Consider the following 19,285-nt stretch of genomic DNA (forward strand, 5'->3'; position numbering starts at 1 on the left):
AAGTTGGATATTTTCCACTATACTTATGGCGTATTACACAACCCTGCATACCGCAAAAAATACGAACTAAATTTAAAACGAGAATTTCCTCGCCTACCGTTTTACAAAGATTTTTTCAAGTGGGTAAACTGGGGCAAACGGCTTATGGATTTGCACATAAAATACGAAACTGTTGAGTCATACGATTTAAAAATAATCGAAGAAGAAAAACAAAAAGAAAAGCCCAAAGCAAAATTAAGACGCAACAAAGAAACCAACGAAATAATATTAGACGAAAACACAAGCATTTTAAACATTCCGGATATTGCATTCGATTATAAGCTCGGCAATCGCAGCGCAATAGATTGGATTCTTGACCAATACAAAGAAAAAAAGCCAAGAGACAAAACCATTGCCGAAAAATTTAATACTTACAAATTTGCTGACTACAAAGAAACCGTAATTGATTTAATCAGGCGAGTTACAACAGTTTCTGTAAAGACAATGAAAATTGTAAACCAAATGGAAATAGAAGAACCTCACGATAATAAAAATTTAACAAAATGAAAAACTCAAAACTAATTTTACAAATTGTAATTTTTGTATTTTTATTAAATACAAACCTTAAAGCCCAGCCCTGCAAAGAAGTAATTGGCTACTATCCAAACTGGCAGTGGTACGATCGTGCAAATCTTGTAGAGCCCTCAGCTATTGATTATTCAAAATATTCGATACTAAATTATGCATTTTTTAATGCAAATCTGAATGGATCAATTTCTGAAACTGATTCATGGGCAGACGAAAATTTATTGTTCGGGCAGCATGATTGGGTAAATGGCGGATACCTTCCGAACACTTCCTTGATTGATATTGCTCACACTAACAATGTAAAAGTAATGGTTTCTATTGGCGGCTGGACTTTGTCAAATAATTTTCCGGCAATAGCTGCAAACCCCAACAAACGAACAATCTTTGCAAGCGAATGTGTTAGACTGCTGCAAGATTATAATTTCGATGGTATTGATATTGATTGGGAATATCCCGGATATGCTCCCCACAACGGAACACCTGCCGATGGTGTGAATTACACTTTATTGCTTCAAGAAATTAGAGATTCGATAGATGCTTACGGCTTACAAAATGGGAACGATTACCTGCTTTCTTCATGTTTTAGTGCAGACCCTGCAAAAATGCAAATTATTGAGTGGAACAATCTAATTGGAATTTTAGATATGTTTAATCTTATGACATACGATTTTTTTGGAGCATTCAGTACATTAAGTAATCACAATTCGCCACTTTATGCTCCTGCAGCTGGCGACACAAGTTTTAATATTCATTCAGCTTTCACAAATATTACTCAAACATATGGTTTACCTGCCTCGAAACTAAATATTGGTGTTCCCTTCTACGGACGTTCGGTAACAACTTGTACCGGATTGCATCAAACACATTCGGGCAGTGCCGACAATTCTACATTTTGGGAAGACGATGGTAGTCCTTTATATTACAATGTCTTGAATAAAATGAACCTTTTTTCAAGTTTTTGGGATAGTCAGGCACAAGTTCCGTATTTGCTCGGAAATAGCATAAACACATTTGTTTCTTACGACGACGAGCAATCAATTGCCATGAAAGCACAATATGTTGTCGATAATAATGCTCGTGGTGTAATAATTTGGGAAATTACGGGCGACTATATTGAAACTTCCTCTGGTTCAGGAACCATTGCAGGAACTCCCCTTGCAGACACTTTGAATTATGTTTTGTGCGGGTTGAATGTAAATAGTGAGCAACATTCCTTTAATGAAAATGAAGTGGACTTTGCAATCTATCCAAATCCTGCAAAAAACAACATTTTCATAAAAAAGGACAATTTTACTGAAGTTAAAATCTCTGATATTTTCGGAAGAGAAATAATAGCAACTAAAAATTCTACTATCAATATTTCAAAACTTTCTTCAGGAATATATTTTGTTTCATTAAAAAACACAAAAGAAAATATTCATAGAATTGAGAAATTGGTTGTTGAGTGAAGTTTTTTGGGATAATTGGTTTTGGATTTTAGATTTCTGCCTGTAAACAAAACTCTTGCAAACCATTGCCAGCACTCATAGAAAAAGATTGATTATAGTAATAAAATAAAACGGTCCCTGACGAGATATCTATCAAATTTTTTACTAATTTATGCTCTTCAATTTAAAAGTTTTTGTTTCCAACAAAAGGTATTTATGCGATACATTTTTCATTTTACCATTGATTCATACAATTCAATATATGATTTTACCTGAGTAAGAAGATCAAATTTTTTTATGGGCGAAATTGTCCATTTTCCTTCTTTTGCCAACTGCAATGCCTCGGCTAATGATTTGAAACTTAATGAATTCAGCTTAATATATCTGCCTGAAATAACTTCTTTCAAAGCTCCTTTGTCCGACGAAATTACAGGAATATTCATTGCAATGGCTTCGGTGGCTGCAAAGCAAAAACCTTCGCTATATGATGAAACCACCACACAGCTTGACGAACACAAATGTCTATTCAATTCCTCTTTTTCCAGATTGTTCAAAATCTCACATTGTTTCGAAATTTGCCATTGTTCCAACAATTTTTTCACTTTCGCGAAAAACTTTTTTGGAATAGTCGGAATAATTAATTTTAAACTTGCATCAGGATTTTTCTTAAAAAATTTCGCTGCAGCAGGAATCAAAATATCCAATCCTTTTGATACTCCGAGCCTTCCGAAGAATGTGAAAGTAAAATTCTCCGGTGCTTGCCATTTTGCTCCATTAAACTTTTCATAATCGAGTCCGTTATATATCCTTGAAATTTTTTCTGTTGAAATTCCGGAATCAATCAGACAGTTTTTTGTATAGTCCGAAACTGTAACAATCTTGCTGTATGGCAGTCGGGCAATTATTTGCTCGAACAAAAAATTGAAATTGCGTGTAAAAAAATCCATAAAAGGAAGCTTAAACCAAAGTTTTCCCCACAGTTCGTGAAAAGTTATTACAACTTTTTTCCTGAAAAGTTTTGCCAGCACAGATGATGGAAAACCTGCACTCGAAGAAGTTGTGTGAATAATGTCGCACCTTCGCACATTTTTATACAGATAAAAACCTGACAAGAGAGCAAAAGCTATTCGGTTTGTTAGTTTCAGCCTTTTTATTGAAACACCATTTACGAATTCTTCATGCGGAAGCTCAGGGCTAAATCTCATTGTTACAACTTCAACCTCATTGCCATTTTGAACAAGCTTCTCTGCCAATGTTTTGAACAAAGTTTCAACTCCACCAATATTTGGGTAATAATATTCTAATATGAAGAGGATTTTCATTTTGTAACAGATTGTTGAAACTCTTTTGCAAAAATTTCCCATGAAAATTTTGCCGACTGTGATAACGATTTTTTATTCATTTCATATCGCAACTTTTCATTTTTGCTTATTTCAAGCATAGCTTCGCAAAGTTCATTTGCATCAGTAGGGCTGAAATATTTTGCAGCATCGCCTCCCACTTCGGGCAAACTCGATGAATCGGAAACTATACAAGCCGTGCCACAGGACATTGCTTCCAAAATTGGCAAACCAAAACCTTCGTACAATGAAGGATAAATAAGTGCAATGGCTTGCGAATATAAAACGGTAAGCTCCTCTTTGCTGACGTATCCCAAAATTTCGATGTCCTCTTTGAATGGATGATTTTCTAATGCCGAAAAAAAATTTTCGGTTTTCCAACCTTCTTTTCCTACAATTATAAGTTTATGAATTTCAGTATTTTGTCTTCTGAAAATCTGATATGCTTCGAGGAGCGTTACTAGATTTTTTCGCGGTTCAATTGTCCCGACCGACAGAAAATATTTTTTATCTAAATTTAATTTTGAAATGATTTTAGCATTTTCATTTTTTCTGAAATCCTTATCCCTTCCAAGATAAATTCTATTCACTTTTCCTTTTGTAAAAGGATAGTATTTATGAAGATCCTTAGTTGTATTTTCAGAATTTGAAATAATAATATCGGCTTTTTTCAGAATCCTTTTCAAAAATATCTTTTGCAGCAATTGGCTGTGATAGCGATGAAGATGTGAAAAAATTATCGGTGTTAAATCATGAATTATTGTGATACGTTTAATCCGTTTTGGAAGGTTGAAAGGACCAAAATGAGCAGGCTCAACTACTGCATCAACTTTTAGTTTTCTAAGTAAAAATGGGACTATCACAAAAAGTCGGAGTGAAGCAAAAGTAGGGATTTTTGGAAAATTTGGAATAATATGTTGCTCAATTCCAGTGAATTTATTATCCTTTTTTTGCCTTATTAAAATATATTCGTTTTGCTGATCATATTTTATCAAAGATTTTATCATCTCTTTTGTGTAAATATGAACTCCGGCATATTGATTGTCGAGCGGGTCAGCTAATATTGCTATTCGCATATTAATTTCTTGTTAACATAAAATTTTAAGTTTTCTCCGTTTTATCGATTTTATGAAGTTTTGGCTGATCTATAAAAATGCTCTTCACATTGGTAAATATATTTTCATTGTAATTTTCAGCAAAATCAATAGCCCTTTTTGCTTGAGTATTGTATGATTCCTCATTCAGAAACAAATTTAAAATAGCAGCAGTAAAACTTTCAAGATCGTCAGCAACCATAAATTCATTATTCAAACAATCCATCCCTTCAGCAGCCTGAGAAGTGCAAACTAAAGGCAGTCCGAAACCCAAGGCTTCAATGTTCTTAATTTTTAAACCGGTGCCAACTCTTCCCGGATTTATCACAATATCTGCTTCTTTGTAGGCATCTTCAATGTTTTTCACTTCGCCCAATTTTTCAATATTTGGGGCATCGACAATGTGATTGCAAATATTTCCGGATAGTACGAGTTTTACATTTTCGATTTTGGCGACCAGCTTGGGTAAAATATATTCAATAAAATAATTTATTCCATCGATATTGCTAATATTTCCGGCACCAAGATAAAGAATTTGGTAGCGGGCAGTGTTTCTCATTTTTGCAGAATAAATCTCAACCTTATGCCCTATAGTGAAAACCTGCTGTGTTTTTGTCATATTTTTTATAATAGCTTCCTCTTTTTTCTGAATAGCTATCAAAACATCGGCACGATTGAAACCTTTTGTTTCCTCGCTCCTTGAGGTTGAAAAGAAGGAATCCTGAAAACCCATTTTTTTGTAATTCAGATTCCGATTTGTAAAAATATCGTGAGTATCAATTACTTTTAAAACTGTTTCAGGAAAATTGAGCAAAACCCGCGACATAAAAACATATTCGGCTAATACTATATCGTAATTGTATTTTTTATGTAAAAAACTCGCAATGCTGTCGAGACCCTCGTTATACCAGTCGTCAATTTTGTAAACAAGATTTTCTGAATTTCTATCATTTTGATTTTCTTCTTTTTTGAAGTTTTTGTTAATGCCTACATTTTCAATGCGTTCTATGGATATTGACTCTTCAATTTTATTTTCTTCTTGCTTATCGTCTTCTTTTTCAAAACTTTCTGTCAACGCAGTTTTATTAATATCAGGAATTTGAAGTTGGTCTGTCTCCTCATCGTCAAGACTACGTACAGGATTTTTATTTAGCAATGATTGTTTATTTCCTATGAAAGTTTTCCTTAAGAATATGTAAACTCTGGGATCAACTTTCAAAAGCTTCCTCCCCAATATTCCAATCCAGGCATCAATTTCAACAATGATGTGGTTAATTTGATTTACAAAACCTATCAGGGCAATTGAGAAGTAATTTCTAATAGCGTGAAAAGGAGCAAGTTCATTTTTGGGAAAGCTCAGATTGTTTTTCAATTCATTTGTTTCTCCTTGCTTTGCCATTGCGATATTTTTCTTAAGTTGCCTAATTACCGCCGGATTAGTATTTGGGACAAAATAAAACTTATCCCATGCCTCTCTCATAGCTTTATTATCTGCTTGAGTAGTAACATGCTTAGCATTCGATTCCATGTTGAAATACAGGAAATGAATTTCGAAACCAAAGGTTTTCAGAATGTTTACAAACTGAAAAATACGGCTTCGGTTACCGGCATTTTGCGGATGGCTCGGAGTGGGTGAGACTATTAGGATTTTATTTTTCATAAATATAATTGGCAATAAAATATGCCAACACTTGCATTATTAATTCTCCCAAACTTTATTCATCCTTAGTATATCCCATTTTTTCCAAAGTGTTACCGTGCTTTTTCCAAAACATACGTTGCAACTTTTCCGACATTTCATTTTTCCATTCACCAACTTTACCTCTTCTGAAAAACAAATTATTAAATTCATGTTTTTCGCTTTCGGTATATTTTTGTCTTTCGTTACCACCAAAAAACGCATCTCCATTTCTTTGAGATTCGAAAGTTGGAATTTTATCTGCTAATGGTTCGGGCATATCCATAAATGAACGAAACGACTCAGTATATTTGAGTGGGTCGAGAATAAAATCTTCAAATTTGATAACAATATCGGCGAGTTTAGTCCATTGCTCAACATTGCGAGACCAGCCACCAAAGTATGAACCAAATGGTGCTCTTATGGCAGATTTTAAATTTTTTGTGAAATCGGTTCCGGGTTCTACTATATCTTTCCTATGATGAGCCATCGAAATCAAAGCATCTCTTCCATCTCTAACTAAATAAATAATATGGTTTTCTTTTGCACATAAACGCAAGGTTTTGGATGGCAGCTCATGCGATTTCAGAACCAGAAAATTAAATTTTGATTGTAACTCACTTAATCTGAATTCCGCTTTCTCGTTAAGTTTTCCTTTTTTTTGCTTGCGTTCGCTTAAATTTTGAAGCTTTTCGATACTTTTATTGTAAATCTCGATACTATTCCAGGAATATATTCCATAAACTTCGTAAAGCACATTCCTCAAAAAAGTATTTCCCGATCGAGGAAAGGAAGCAAGGATAATATTTGGTTTATCAATATCTTTATTCATTCTAATTTATACTTCCAAAGTGAGTTTTTTCACTTTGATTGTTTTGCGATAAGTTTCAAGTACTTCGGCCGGAGAGCCAATTTGGATGCATTCTCCTTTGTGCATCAAAAAAACACGATTGGCATATTTTTTCACAGTTCCCAGATTATGGCTTACATGAATAATGGTTTGTCCTTGAATGAAAGCTTCATTGAAAATTTTATCAGATTTTTCTTTAAATTTCTCATCGCCCACACCTCCAAAAAATTCGTCCATTAAAAAAATATCTGCTTCGGCATGAATGGCAATGGCAAAAGCTAATCTACTTTTCATTCCTTTGGAGTAATATTTGATTTTTGTGTCGATAAAATCGTTCAATTCTGCAAATTCTATTATTTTGTAAAACCTTCTTCCAATCTGCTTAAAAGTCAATCCCATCACCGAAGCATTGATATAAATATTCTCACGAGCAGTAAGTTCGATGTTAAATCCCAAACCTAAGCTTAATCTGATGAAACTACCGATGGTTGTAACTTTTCCGCCTTTGTCTGGTTTATAAACTCCACTCATTAGGTGCAACAATGTAGATTTACCACTTCCATTGGCTCCAACTATACCAATAAATTCGCCTTTTTTAATTTCAAAACTTACATTTTTGACAGCTTTGATTTGTCTTTTTCTTTTCGAGCTAATAAGATCTATGATTACTTCACGAAAAGTTTGGGTTTTATTATCTTGAATAGAAAATGTTTTACTTACATTCTCGAATTTGATAACCGTTTGATTTTTCATATCTTAGAACTTTTCTGCCGCTTTGTGAAACAACTTTTTGAAAACAATTAATCCAATTCCGAGAAGAGCCAAGGCATAAGCATAATCGAACAATAAAACTCCCCAATCGGGCGGCTTTCCATAAAGTAAAACATTTCTTGTATTTATAATTATTCCTGCAACCGGATTAGCATATAATAAGGCAGGAAACTTATCAAATACTCGAGATGTTCTGGCAAAGAAAATTGGGTTCAGCCAAAAAAGTGCAAGCAAAAGCATATCCCAAATTTGACTTACATCGCGTATAAAAATATGAATAACTGATAAAATTATGCTGATTGCTAAAACAAGAATACAGACATTTAGTATCATCAAAGGAAGAAACAATAAGTTCCAATTGGGGAAAATGCCTGAAAATGAGCTTGCAATCAGATAAACAAATATATTAAAAAGCAATCCCATCAAACTGCTTAAAACTGCCGATATATAAATATCAAGTTTATTAAAATCTACATTCTCAAGCAAATATCTTTTGCTTTTAATCATATTCAAACCCTTCTTGGTTCCTTCAAGAAAGAACATCCAAATCACTAAGCCGGAAAAAATATGCAATCCGTAATTTGGTATATTATGCTCTATTACTAAAGAAAAAACGATATAATAAACAGAAAGACGAAAAAGCGGATTTATGAGAGCCCATACCAGCCCTAAAAACGTACCATAATACCTGATTTTAAAATCTGTTTTTGCCAGAATCCAAATTCTTTCAAACTGATTATTTTCAGGCAAAGATTCTAATATTTTCTTTACTATCATTCTCAAATTTGTTCAACTAAAATTATCTAAACAATCTCTATTCTGAATTTCTTATTTAAGCAATTCATGTACTATTTCAAATAGTTTAATCCAAAACGACACCATTATCACAGCTTCGCCCTGTCAGTTACACTTTGTAACACAACAAAACTAAACTGTGCAATACAAATATCTGCAACAAACATAAATATTTTATTTGGTTTTTTCTATTTTACTGAAACCGAAAAATTATTAGAAGAAGCAAATATAAAATTGTGGATAAGAAAGAATATCTAAGAAAACTCAATATTTTTGAAGTGTCTTTTAAGAAAAGGTCAGGAATCCTGCATATAGCGGGCTGAATTGTTCAAAACAAGGATTTTATTTGAAAGCTTTCTCTAAAAGTCCATCACCATTTATTGCAAGACGATTGAAATATTCAGGAACATTTTTCCCGGTAATTTTATCAACATAAAGCTTTGCAAGGTGCTGTCCCAACATAAATCCTTGTCCTCTAAGTCCAATAAATAAGCCCAAATCGGCATCAATAATCATTCGTGGCTCAACGTAGTAGCCGCTCCAAAGCGCCTGAAAACCAACTGATGACAATTGTGGCAACCAATCAAGAAATACTTCTGACACTATTTCAATAAACTCTTTTGAACTAATTTTAACGTTTTTGCCTGTTTCATTAGCTTCATTCATTGGCGAAGCGCAACCAATAATTTGTCCTGTTTCGACAAGTTGTTGTCCGTAAACGGCCGAGAAACCTTTATATTTTTGTCGATCTATCATCATTGGTAGAGGAGAATTATTCAAACCAAGGTGTGGCAAACGACGAGTTATAAATGCCTGATGCTTAACCGAGAATAGTTCGGTTTCAATGCCAAGTTTTTTTGCAAACAGATTGCCATCTGAACCTAAAGCATTTATGAAATTTTCTGTTTCGTATTCTATATATTCTTTTTCATGTGTTTGAACCAATACTTTGAAAACGTTTTTTTCTTTCTCAAGGTTAATTAATTTGCAATCTTCGAGAACATTACCTCCCTGATCCAAACCAATTCTTCTGATAAGATCAATCACCTTTCCAGGTGTTGCCTGCCAGCAATTCTTTGTAACTAAAGCAGCATTATATTTTTTTATATCAGGATTAATATAATGTGAAATTTTCCGGCGAAAATCTTTTGGTTCAATCATTTCTGCTTCAGACCATGACATAGAATTCTGAAGTGCGTTATACATTTCGTCGTTATGAGCAAAAGTTACATAATTGATTGGCAAAAAATCAATATTACTGATTTCTTGAAGTTCCTTAAATATATTAAGATTTTCAGATGCAATTTCAGCCAATTCTGGCAAACTGAAATTTGAGCGACCTCCGGCGATATTTCTCCATGATCCTCCTCGACCAAAATTTAGTAAAATAGGATTCTGTCCGGCTTCGGCAAGATACCTAAACAATGCACTGCCAGCAATTCCACCACCTGCAACCAACGATTGAACTTTAACTTTCTTTATAGATTTGTTGATTTGTCCAATAATTTTTTCGTTTGCTTTCTTTGGGTAAAGTTCACCTAAGTTGATTTGATTGGAAAGCGGACCTCTTGGTGTGGCTTCATCAATAATTGAAATTCCATATGGCCGAATTGATTGTTTTAGTCGTTTTATGCACCGGCTTCCGCGGCAAGCACCCATTCCAAGTCTGGTAGTATGTTTTATTTCATCAACCGATATAAATTTTCGATCGCCAACAACATGTAATATATCATTGAGTTTTACATCATCGCAATGACAAATATACGTTTCAGATTCCATTTCCGGAAGCTTTTCAGCAAACTCAAATTTTTCAGGATAAATATTTTTTGAAATAAATCCACGTACTTCAGTAATATTGTTCCCAATAAACTTCAAAGATTTTACTCTGGCGATATGCGTTTTATTCTTTTTTCTGAGAATTTTTTCTACAATTCCTTCTCCGAGTCTTTCTCCATTATTATCAACTAAATACACCTCAGATTTTTCTTCAACAGCATATTCTATAGGAAGAAATAACCAATCTTTTTTTGGATTATATCCAAAAATTGCCAATCCAGGACATTGATAAACGCAATCCATGCACCCGGTACATTTATCAAAATCGATTAATGGAACTGTGCTTGTTGAAGTTTTGGTTATTGCACCTTGCTTACATGCAAATTCGCAAGGATTGCAAGCAAAACCATAATTACAATCGAGAATAACAAAGGGTTTTGAGCTAAATCTTTTTTCGTTGGGAAAAAATGGCTTATCCATTACTAAAATAGGATGTTGCTGCGATTCGATATATTCTTTAGAAACAGACAAATATTCTTCGTAATCGTAATTTTTGCCCATTTCTTGCAAAATTTCGAAAGCTACTTGTTTTCCGCGAAGTACGGCACTTGTACCTTCACCTATTCTTATAGAATCACCGGCACCAAAACTTTTGCGACCAAAAATTTCGTTTCCTTTTATAAAAAGCTGATTGTCGGAAACCAGTCCGGTGCATATATTTATTGCATCAATATTGTCAATAAGTTTTTCAGTTCCCGGAATAGGTTTGAAATTTTCGCACTCGGCAACTATTGCTCCTGTAATTCCGGTATTATCCTCATTTGGAACAGCTTTCAGCAAAATGTGCGAAAGGATGACAGGAATTCCTAATCGTCTGACACGATTTGCCTGAACAGGAAAACCTCCTTCGCAGGGTAAAGCTTCGATAATTGCCTTAACATTTGCTCCTGCTTGCATCAACTGATAGGAAGTAAGATAGCCAATATTTCCAGCTCCAATTGTCAAAACGTTTTTCCCCAAGAGGGTAAGTTCTGTATTCATCATTTTCTGAACAACTGCTGCAGTATAAACTCCTGGCAAATCGTCGTTTTCAAAACTTGGCATAAAGGGAACTGCTCCTGTTGCAACAACAAGATATTCTGCATCTACAAAGTATATTTCGTCTGAATTAATATTTTTGACAGCAATTCTTTTTCCTTCGAGAATATCCCAAACTGTTGAATTTAGGAAAATTCCATCGTGACAATCTCCAGCAAGAGTTTCTGCAATATCGAATCCGCGCATACCGCCATATTTTTTCTCTTTTTCGAAAAAGAAAAACTGATGTGTTTGCATTAGAAATTGCCCGCCGATTTTGTCATTGTTGTCGATTACAATATTGTTTATATTTTGTTTGTTAAGTTCTTCGCGTGCAGCCAGTCCGGCTGGTCCGGCACCAATAATTGCTACCGTTGTTTTATATATTTTATTTGCCTGATTTACATCTGAAATAGATATTTTTGGAGTATATGTTTTTGGAATTTCCTGAACTTCTTTTACATCGTCAACTTTTGTAATACAAATTCTTTTTGTCTGCCCATCGACTAACATTTCGCAAGCACCGCATTTGCCAATTCCACATTGGAGACTTCTATTTCTATTTTGAAGACTATGACTATGAATAGGATATCCAGCCTGATGCAAAGCAGCTGCTATAGTAAAACCCTTTTCTCCAACTACTTTTTCCTTATTAAAACTGAAAGCAACTTTTGCAGCATCTTCAATATCAATTATTGGATGTTCAATAATCTTATACATAATTTCCAACTATATTTTTCACTAAATACTTGAAGCAAAAATATTCATTTTGTATGCATACTTTCAATGACCTTTGTCATTATAATTTGAAAGCCAAATTTTTGATTTAGTAAAATTGAGAATCCTGTATTGAATGTTGAATGTTTTTGAAATTGAACACTGCTCACACCAACAAATTGTCAATGTGTTAAAAGTATAAAGGTGATTACTTTTATGAAAACTAAATTTTTAACTACTCAAAATTCAACCAAATACTTTTATATTAGATATTTTGAATAAAAAGTTTGATATCTGGCAGTTGTATAATAAATGATTATGGGAAGCCATATTTTGTTACAGAAACAACTATAGCTTGGCAAACGCACGCTCAACATGTCTGCGTATGCAGGATTCTCTAATCGTAAATATACATAGTATTTTCATCTAAAGCCTCATGTTTTTCTCTTCCAAAAAGAAAATTTATGCCAAACTGAAAATTAAATGTTCTGGCTTGGTAAGGCCAAGGGAATTTGTCAATTTGGTCGATACGCCAACCTACAATATTATCAGCAATAATATAAAATTGGAATGCCTTTGCAGTAAAACCAGCACCGAATCCAAGATTGTTTCCCAAATGTGAGGCATAGGTATAACTCATGCTCAATGATAGCCATTTGAAAAATTCTGTATTAACCGAACTGGTAACATAATTATGAAATTTTTCATCGTATATATCTGAACGATAGAGCAATCCAAGATTTATTTTGTTAGTAATTTGATATTTAGCCCCAACAAATAATTTAGGAGTTAGCCTTGTTTTGTATTTTTCATAGTTTGCGGTTACCAAAAATATATTTTGTAAGCTATCAATCATTTCGTCAACACTTTCGAAATCGTTGTTAATTTCTTGAGGAGAAAAATCAATGCCGGTATATGTATATTCACCATTTTGAAAAACGCTGAAAACATATGAATTCCAGTTTATTTTGCCAATATCGATAATACTTGCCGAGACTTCCAATTTATTGATAGGTTTGTATAAAACTCCACAATCGATTGCAAATCCTTTGTTTTGATTGTTTAGAAGATAATTGCTGAGAAAGTAGTCTGCATCCTCGTCAATCATTTCAAAGTCCTCAATTTCTTGAGTTTCAGAATTTAAAATAAGGTTTGCAGGAATGGATGCATCTACCTGAACATCAGAGTAAAGATCGATATAATATGTATTTGGATTTGTATATAAAGTAATGTCGAATTTGCTTGTATTTAAATTTGCTTGACCCGAAAGTAGTTTTGCTTTTACTCCGGCAGTAATTTTTCTATTTATTTCGTATGAAAATCCGAAGGCATATTCTAAATATAAATCGAATTGAAGCTTGAAATTGCTAAAATCGAAGGTTTCACCAATATGATTGCCATTTCCTTCGCTTACAAAAGTTACCAAATCTTTCGGGATATTTACATTCAAATTATTTTTTAAAGTCATATCGAAAGAAAAAAACATCTTATTGTTTCTCAATCCTAACGAAATAATATTTAAATCTAAGTTATTCGCAAAATAATTATCCTCAGCAAAATGATTAGAAAGTTCGTGAATATTTGTATTCAGCATTTCATAATAATCGAGGTCTTGAAATCCGAGATTCAAAGCCAGGGAACTTAATGCCGGAAAGCCAAAAAACACATTGCAATCTGCATGAAAAGCCGGATTCAATGTATTTTTCTGATTTATGTTATTCATAAAATACAATGTCTGACTTTGAGAAAAAGCTGAAATTGAAATAAATGAAATAACAACTGCTATTAGTATTGATTTATATAAAAGTTTTAATTGCATAGTATTTAGTTTTTAAATAACAGTCTAATTTTCCAATTCAAACATCCCTGTAATTTTTATTGCAAGATATACATCAAGCGTATAATCAAGATATAGTTTAACGACTTGTTCTCCGTTGTTTGTGGTTGAAAGTTTGGCTGAAACAATAAGCTGATTGGAGTTTTCAATATTGTCCATTCTATTTTTATCAATTGATACTTCTGTGCTACTTTCGCTCGACTCCGACACTTTTCCATTTTCATCGACTTTGGCGGCTGATAGCAAGTCGATATTTAAGGAATCCAAATGAGTATCAGCGACAGAATCGGCAAAAATCACATTTATATTCAGATCGAAAGGAAATCCATTATCTACAAAAATATTTAAAAGAGCAGACTCAATATCCTGATTTTCATTATCTCCAAGCAATCCACCTTCTCCAAAATCTAATTCTATAGTGTCTTTTAACATAAGCTCAGAGCATTTTAGCTCAAGAGGCAAGTCGAGCTCAATGCCGATATCTACTTTGCTAGTGTTTGTAACAAAATTTGAATATATTACTCCGGTAGTTGCAGAATCGGGATTTGTAATTACTGCACCTGAAAAGTATAATTCTTTTGGAGGAAGTGCAATTAACTCAACAATATTTGAAGTTTCTTTCCCGATAATTAGTGTTTCGGAAATTTCGTCACCAACAAAAATTGGAGATGGAAATTGCATTGTGTCAGATTCAAATTCGACAAAATCGTTGTCATACGATTTCCCTGTCATATCTATATCAAATGCTGCGGGTAGCCCAATCGAATTTGTAATATTAATCTTTAAATTTGGATTGCTTAGCTCAAAACCTCCTGAAATGTCTTTTAAAATGTCTATACCAAGGGGTAGAGTATCTGTAGGAATTTCGATAACTTGCCGTCCAATATATCCCTCAATTAATGTAAATTCTAATTCGTTAATCTCAAATTCAATTGCTACACTATTAGACGAATCGAATTCTACATACTCGTTAGATGCAAAAATCTTGAGTTCGTATTCCATTTGCAGAATATTAAAACCGGTATCGGTATTTGCCGTAAGGTCGAAAATGCTGTTCGACAAATCCCAGATTCCATTAATATTTGAGCTTGAAAGATCAATTATGTGAATAGCCGGAAAACCATTCCTAATTACGTAAGGAAATTTTAGTTGTGCCTGTACATTTGTCTGTATATCATTGATAATACTATATTCTATGATAGCTTTTGACATGTGGATTGTTGTAAGTCTTTCTCCACTTTCAACCCCAAAATCGATATTTGTGGTATCTTTTGTGAAAACCTGTTCCGGAATATTTGCAATTCCATGAATAACTTTTACATCTTTTGTTGAAATACTGAGTATCAAGCCCATACCGAGATTTATTGGAACTAAGTTTGTTCCACTACCGGGCGAACTTAAAGTTATCAACTCGACTATAAAATTGCTTGAAATTGTTTGCCCACTCACATCAATCGTATCGTAGATTGTCTCGCCAACTGCTATTACAGGATATGTAACATATGAAATTTCGAAATTTGTTTCATTGAGATCGCATTGCAGAGATGCTTCTAAATTTTCTACTACCACAGGCAGATTATTTGTAATCGTCATTATGATAAAACCTTCAGAAAAAGTTACTTCAGCAAATTCATCGAACTCATCAAATAAAAGTGTATCGGCTTCTAAAGTTTGCAATGGGGGAAATACTGAATTAGTACCATGCAATGAATCTATTAAATTGGCTGTGGCTGTATCAACTTTTTCAATTAATGAATCTAAACGCAACTCTGTCTCATTTGGTCCATAATTGCTCAGTTCTATTTCTCCGAGTTTATAATTTTCCTCAATTATATCTTGTTCAGGAATTTCAATAATTTCCGAAACATCGAACGAAAAAAGAGAATCGTCTTTGTAGGCAAATCTTATGAAATTGTCCTTATCGACAAAAATTAAGGAGTCGTCTGGTTCTACAGCATCGCTCAAACTAAGTTGTGTATGCCCTATAGGTAAAGCCATGCTTGGGTTCCACGAAAGATCTTCAGGCTTTTTAATATCTTTTCGGCAAGATGATAAGACCAAAAAAAATATTACTATGATTATTGTAAATGATGATATTTTGTTCATGTTATCATGTTTTTCTTAAATTATTCTCAGCAAAATTAATAATTCGTATTTATACATATATATTTAACAATTGTTTACTAATTTATTGTTAAAGTCCTAAGGAATTTTCATTAACAAAAGATCGTACCAAACTATGTAAGTAAAACTCATTAGTCATGATTCAAGTTTTTTTGATATGAAGTTTTATAATTTCCGTAAAAAACAAAAGGAGCCCAATAGAATGGTTGAGCCCAGTAAGAGTCGTGTTTTTCGTTAATGAAATCTCTTTTAACTTTATTGAGTGCCAAAGAATATGACATATTTTCAGCGGCTAATAAAGAATAAAATTCACTCATAAAACATTCAGTAGATTTGTCTGACACTGACCATAAGGTAGAAGATACACTATTGGCACCGGCAATAAGAAATGCTTGCGACAAGCCTACAACTCCTTCACTACTATATATTTTCCCACTTCCTGTCTCGCACGACGAAAGATTTACGAAATCGGTATTTATTTTTAGTTTATAAATTTCATCAACTGTCAGAAATCCGTCTTCATTTTTCATATCTTCGGATTGCGACAATACTATTGCAGATAATTTGGGCAATTCTTGAACTGCCATACTATGAGTAGAAATATGGATTATTTTATATTTTTGAAGAGCAGATTTTTCAGAAAGCCTTTTTATCTGATGCTCTGTAACATCTGAATATGTAAAATGATTAGCTTCCTCGAATATAGAAGATAGTTGAGCTATTTCTTTTTCTGAGCCTATCAGATGATTCATTTTGCCTATTTCTAATTGCTTATAAATTTTTGCAATATTGTCCACTGTGTTACCTTCGAACAAATCTATTCGAGCCTGTTCAATGTCTTGAGCATCTGTTTCGTTAATTTGAATAGTATCAAAATTGTTAATAGCAGAACATGCACCAAAAATGATAATATCTTTGGGCAAACTATAATTTCGATTTTTGAGTATTTCTAATGTTGACAGCGATTGTGAATAAGATATATTATGAGTTTCTATGAAATATTCATCTTTTTCGTTGATAAATGCCTCGAAAGGCAAAAGATGAAACATACCATCGGGGACTATTAACAGTTGTGATTTGCTTGATATTTCACTATCTAAATCGGAAATTAAAAACTGATATAATGCTTTTGCTATCTGTCTCTGAATTTCAATTAAATTGTAATCAGTAAGTGGTCTTGAAATAAGACTTCTATAATAGGAGACAATTTGTAAGAATAATTCCATATTTATTTTCTTATTGGACGAAGTATCATAGTTTTCCAATTTGTCTAATTCGTTTTTTGAACCATTTGTTTCTATATATTCTCTCAAATACGGTTTAATTTTTGGAATAATTGATAAATTAAATTCTGATTTTCTCTTATTCATAGAAATCACTGTATCTTTTGATATATACATTTGAATTAAATAGCTATAGTCTGAAGCTGAGAATATTACAATTCCAATTGAGTCTGAAATATTCTCTTGAATACTTTTAATTGACATGCTATTTTTTTGGCCATTTTCATTTTTTAGTTTTTTGTCGAGAACTTTTGCTTTGCTATACTCTATAGTTGAAAATGTACTCTCAATGTCGTCAGACATGTAATAAGCTAAGATTAAACGATGATAATTTCTAATTAACTGGGAATAAAAATCAATTTGATATTTCACACTAATTCTATTCATAATTTTTTTAATGAGGTTAATTGATTTATGAAAATATTTTTTTGCCTCACTAAAATTTTCTAACAAAGAATAAATTGTACCTAAATTATGATAAATTGCAATTAATTTGACTATGCCATTTTTATTCTCATAATAGGCTTTTACTTTCAAATAATTCGGTAAAGCCAATTCAGCTTCTCCCATGTCAGCATAAGCCGATGCAATGCCGCTAGAAATGATAATAAGGTCTTCTTCATTTCCCCATTTTTCATACACAGCTTTCGAACTATTTAAAACATTAATTGCTCTCTCAAGGCTGTCCAACATAAAATATATTTGTCCTAATTTATATAATGACATTGCATAGCCAAGACTATCGTTTAATGAGAGTTTAAGTTCTTTAAAATCATTGACATATGACAAAGCAGACTCGAACTTCCTGTCACTCACTAAAGTATTAATTAAATTTCCTAAGACATCGCTTTCTAATTTTTTATTACCAATTTCATTGAATATTTTAATGGTTTCCTTTCCGTAGGTAATTGCAATATCAAAATTTTTAAGATAATCATAAATTGTTGATATATTGCTCATACTCTTTGCTATGAGGATTTGATTATTTCTTTCTTTTTTCTCTTGTTCAATCGATTCTTTAAAAATTTGAATAGCTTTCGAATAGTCCTTAAATTGTTTATAATATATTTGTCCTAACCTAAAAATCCCATATGAATGTAGTACAGTTTCTTTCGACTCTTTTGCAAAATCAATGGCTTTATTAAAATAAATTAAGCATGAATCAATTTGATTTATTTTAAAATGTATATCCCCAATGTTGAACAATGCATCATATATGAGCTGAGGATCATCATATTGTTTGGCAAATTGGAATGCCTTATTTGCAATATTATGACATTCAATATATGTTGTATCAACAAAACGTTTAGTTATACTTTGCAACATTAATACTTGAATAATCTTATCCTTTTTATCAATTTTTTCAAACAACTGTAATGAAATATTGTAATTCTCTATTGCTTCTTTATATTTTTTTAATTTTCTATTTGTCTCGCCATATTTTTTGTAGCAAATTGCAATATTTAGAGTATCATTTATTTCTTCAGAAATTTTAAGTGCCTGTTCGAATTCTACCAATGCAGTATCATTAATACTAAATTCTTTGTAACTTTCACCTTTTGCAATATGAAGTTTAATCAGTTTTTCCTTTCTAATTTCGGGCAGGCTGTTTTCTGCCAATAAGGCTTTGTTATAGAGTTTTAATGCATCAACACATCTTCCTTGTTCGTGCAACTCTTTTCCCTTTCTTAACAAATTATCTGCTTTTTTGTTTTCATTTTTACATGAAAATAATATCAAAACAGATAAAATGAAGACAATGATTAATGTTGGCAGATTCTTTATTATTTTCATTGATCTTTTATTATCTAAAATAAGAAGTTTAATTTTACAGCAATGTTTCGGGGTGGAGAAATGTCGCCCGGACGACTCATGTTTTCGGCATTAAAAATATTTTTTAAAAATAATCCCAATTCTGCCTTTTCAGACAAATGATATATTATTCTATA

The 19,285-nt window shown here is 32.7% G+C and carries 13 protein-coding genes; 2 read left to right on the forward strand and 11 right to left on the reverse strand.

The annotated features are described in order from the left end of the window. Both HN894_12365 and HN894_12370 read left to right on the forward strand, forming a co-directional pair. A partial coding sequence (locus HN894_12365; protein MBT7144115.1) for a DNA methyltransferase occupies positions 1 to 546 on the forward strand: 546 nt, incomplete at its 5' end. Then, entirely contained in the window at positions 543 to 2,015 is a 1,473-nt protein-coding gene (locus HN894_12370) for a T9SS type A sorting domain-containing protein (GenBank protein ID MBT7144116.1), read from the forward strand. The genes HN894_12365 and HN894_12370, both read left to right, overlap by 4 nt. A 209-nt stretch (positions 2,016 to 2,224) precedes the next feature. On the opposite strand, the gene HN894_12375 is transcribed toward HN894_12370, so the two are convergent. From HN894_12375 to HN894_12425, 11 genes are all read right to left on the reverse strand, one after another. Then, positions 2,225 to 3,316 (reverse strand): glycosyltransferase family 4 protein, encoded by a 1,092-nt coding sequence (locus HN894_12375; GenBank protein ID MBT7144117.1) that lies wholly within the window; start codon positions 3,314 to 3,316, stop codon positions 2,225 to 2,227. After that, a complete protein-coding gene (locus HN894_12380; protein MBT7144118.1) occupies positions 3,313 to 4,410 on the reverse strand; it encodes a glycosyltransferase family 4 protein in 1,098 nt (365 codons plus the stop codon). Before HN894_12380 ends, HN894_12375 begins: the two co-directional genes overlap by 4 nt. A 25-nt stretch (positions 4,411 to 4,435) precedes the next feature. Next, a complete protein-coding gene (locus HN894_12385; GenBank protein MBT7144119.1) occupies positions 4,436 to 6,088 on the reverse strand; it encodes a glycosyltransferase family 4 protein in 1,653 nt (550 codons plus the stop codon). 55 nt (positions 6,089 to 6,143) lie between these two features. Next, the gene (locus tag HN894_12390) at positions 6,144 to 6,938 is read right to left on the reverse strand and encodes a hypothetical protein (protein MBT7144120.1); all 795 of its coding nucleotides are present in this window, start codon (positions 6,936 to 6,938) and stop codon (positions 6,144 to 6,146) included. Between the two features lie 6 nt (positions 6,939 to 6,944). Beyond that, on the reverse strand, positions 6,945 to 7,709 hold the full coding sequence (locus tag HN894_12395) for an ABC transporter ATP-binding protein (protein MBT7144121.1): 765 nt from the start codon (positions 7,707 to 7,709) through the stop codon (positions 6,945 to 6,947). 3 nt (positions 7,710 to 7,712) lie between these two features. Then, positions 7,713 to 8,504: an ABC transporter permease gene (locus HN894_12400; GenBank protein ID MBT7144122.1), complete on the reverse strand. Its 792-nt coding sequence runs from the start codon at positions 8,502 to 8,504 to the stop codon at positions 7,713 to 7,715. Between the two features lie 360 nt (positions 8,505 to 8,864). Beyond that, entirely contained in the window at positions 8,865 to 12,095 is a 3,231-nt protein-coding gene (locus HN894_12405; protein MBT7144123.1) for an FAD-dependent oxidoreductase, read from the reverse strand. A gap of 394 nt (positions 12,096 to 12,489) precedes the next feature. Then, on the reverse strand, positions 12,490 to 13,911 hold the full coding sequence (locus HN894_12410; GenBank protein ID MBT7144124.1) for a hypothetical protein: 1,422 nt from the start codon (positions 13,909 to 13,911) through the stop codon (positions 12,490 to 12,492). 24 nt (positions 13,912 to 13,935) lie between these two features. Further along, positions 13,936 to 16,035, reverse strand: a complete 2,100-nt coding sequence (locus HN894_12415) for a hypothetical protein (protein ID MBT7144125.1) — start codon at positions 16,033 to 16,035, stop codon at positions 13,936 to 13,938. A 149-nt stretch (positions 16,036 to 16,184) separates the two neighbouring features. Next, on the reverse strand, positions 16,185 to 19,130 hold the full coding sequence (locus tag HN894_12420) for a CHAT domain-containing protein (GenBank protein ID MBT7144126.1): 2,946 nt from the start codon (positions 19,128 to 19,130) through the stop codon (positions 16,185 to 16,187). Positions 19,131 to 19,144: 14 nt separating this feature from the next. Then, a partial coding sequence (locus tag HN894_12425) for a hypothetical protein (GenBank protein ID MBT7144127.1) occupies positions 19,145 to 19,285 on the reverse strand: 141 nt, incomplete at its 5' end.

The sequence above is a fragment of the Bacteroidota bacterium genome, from assembly GCA_018692315.1.
Lineage (GTDB): Bacteria > Bacteroidota > Bacteroidia > Bacteroidales > JABHKC01 > JABHKC01.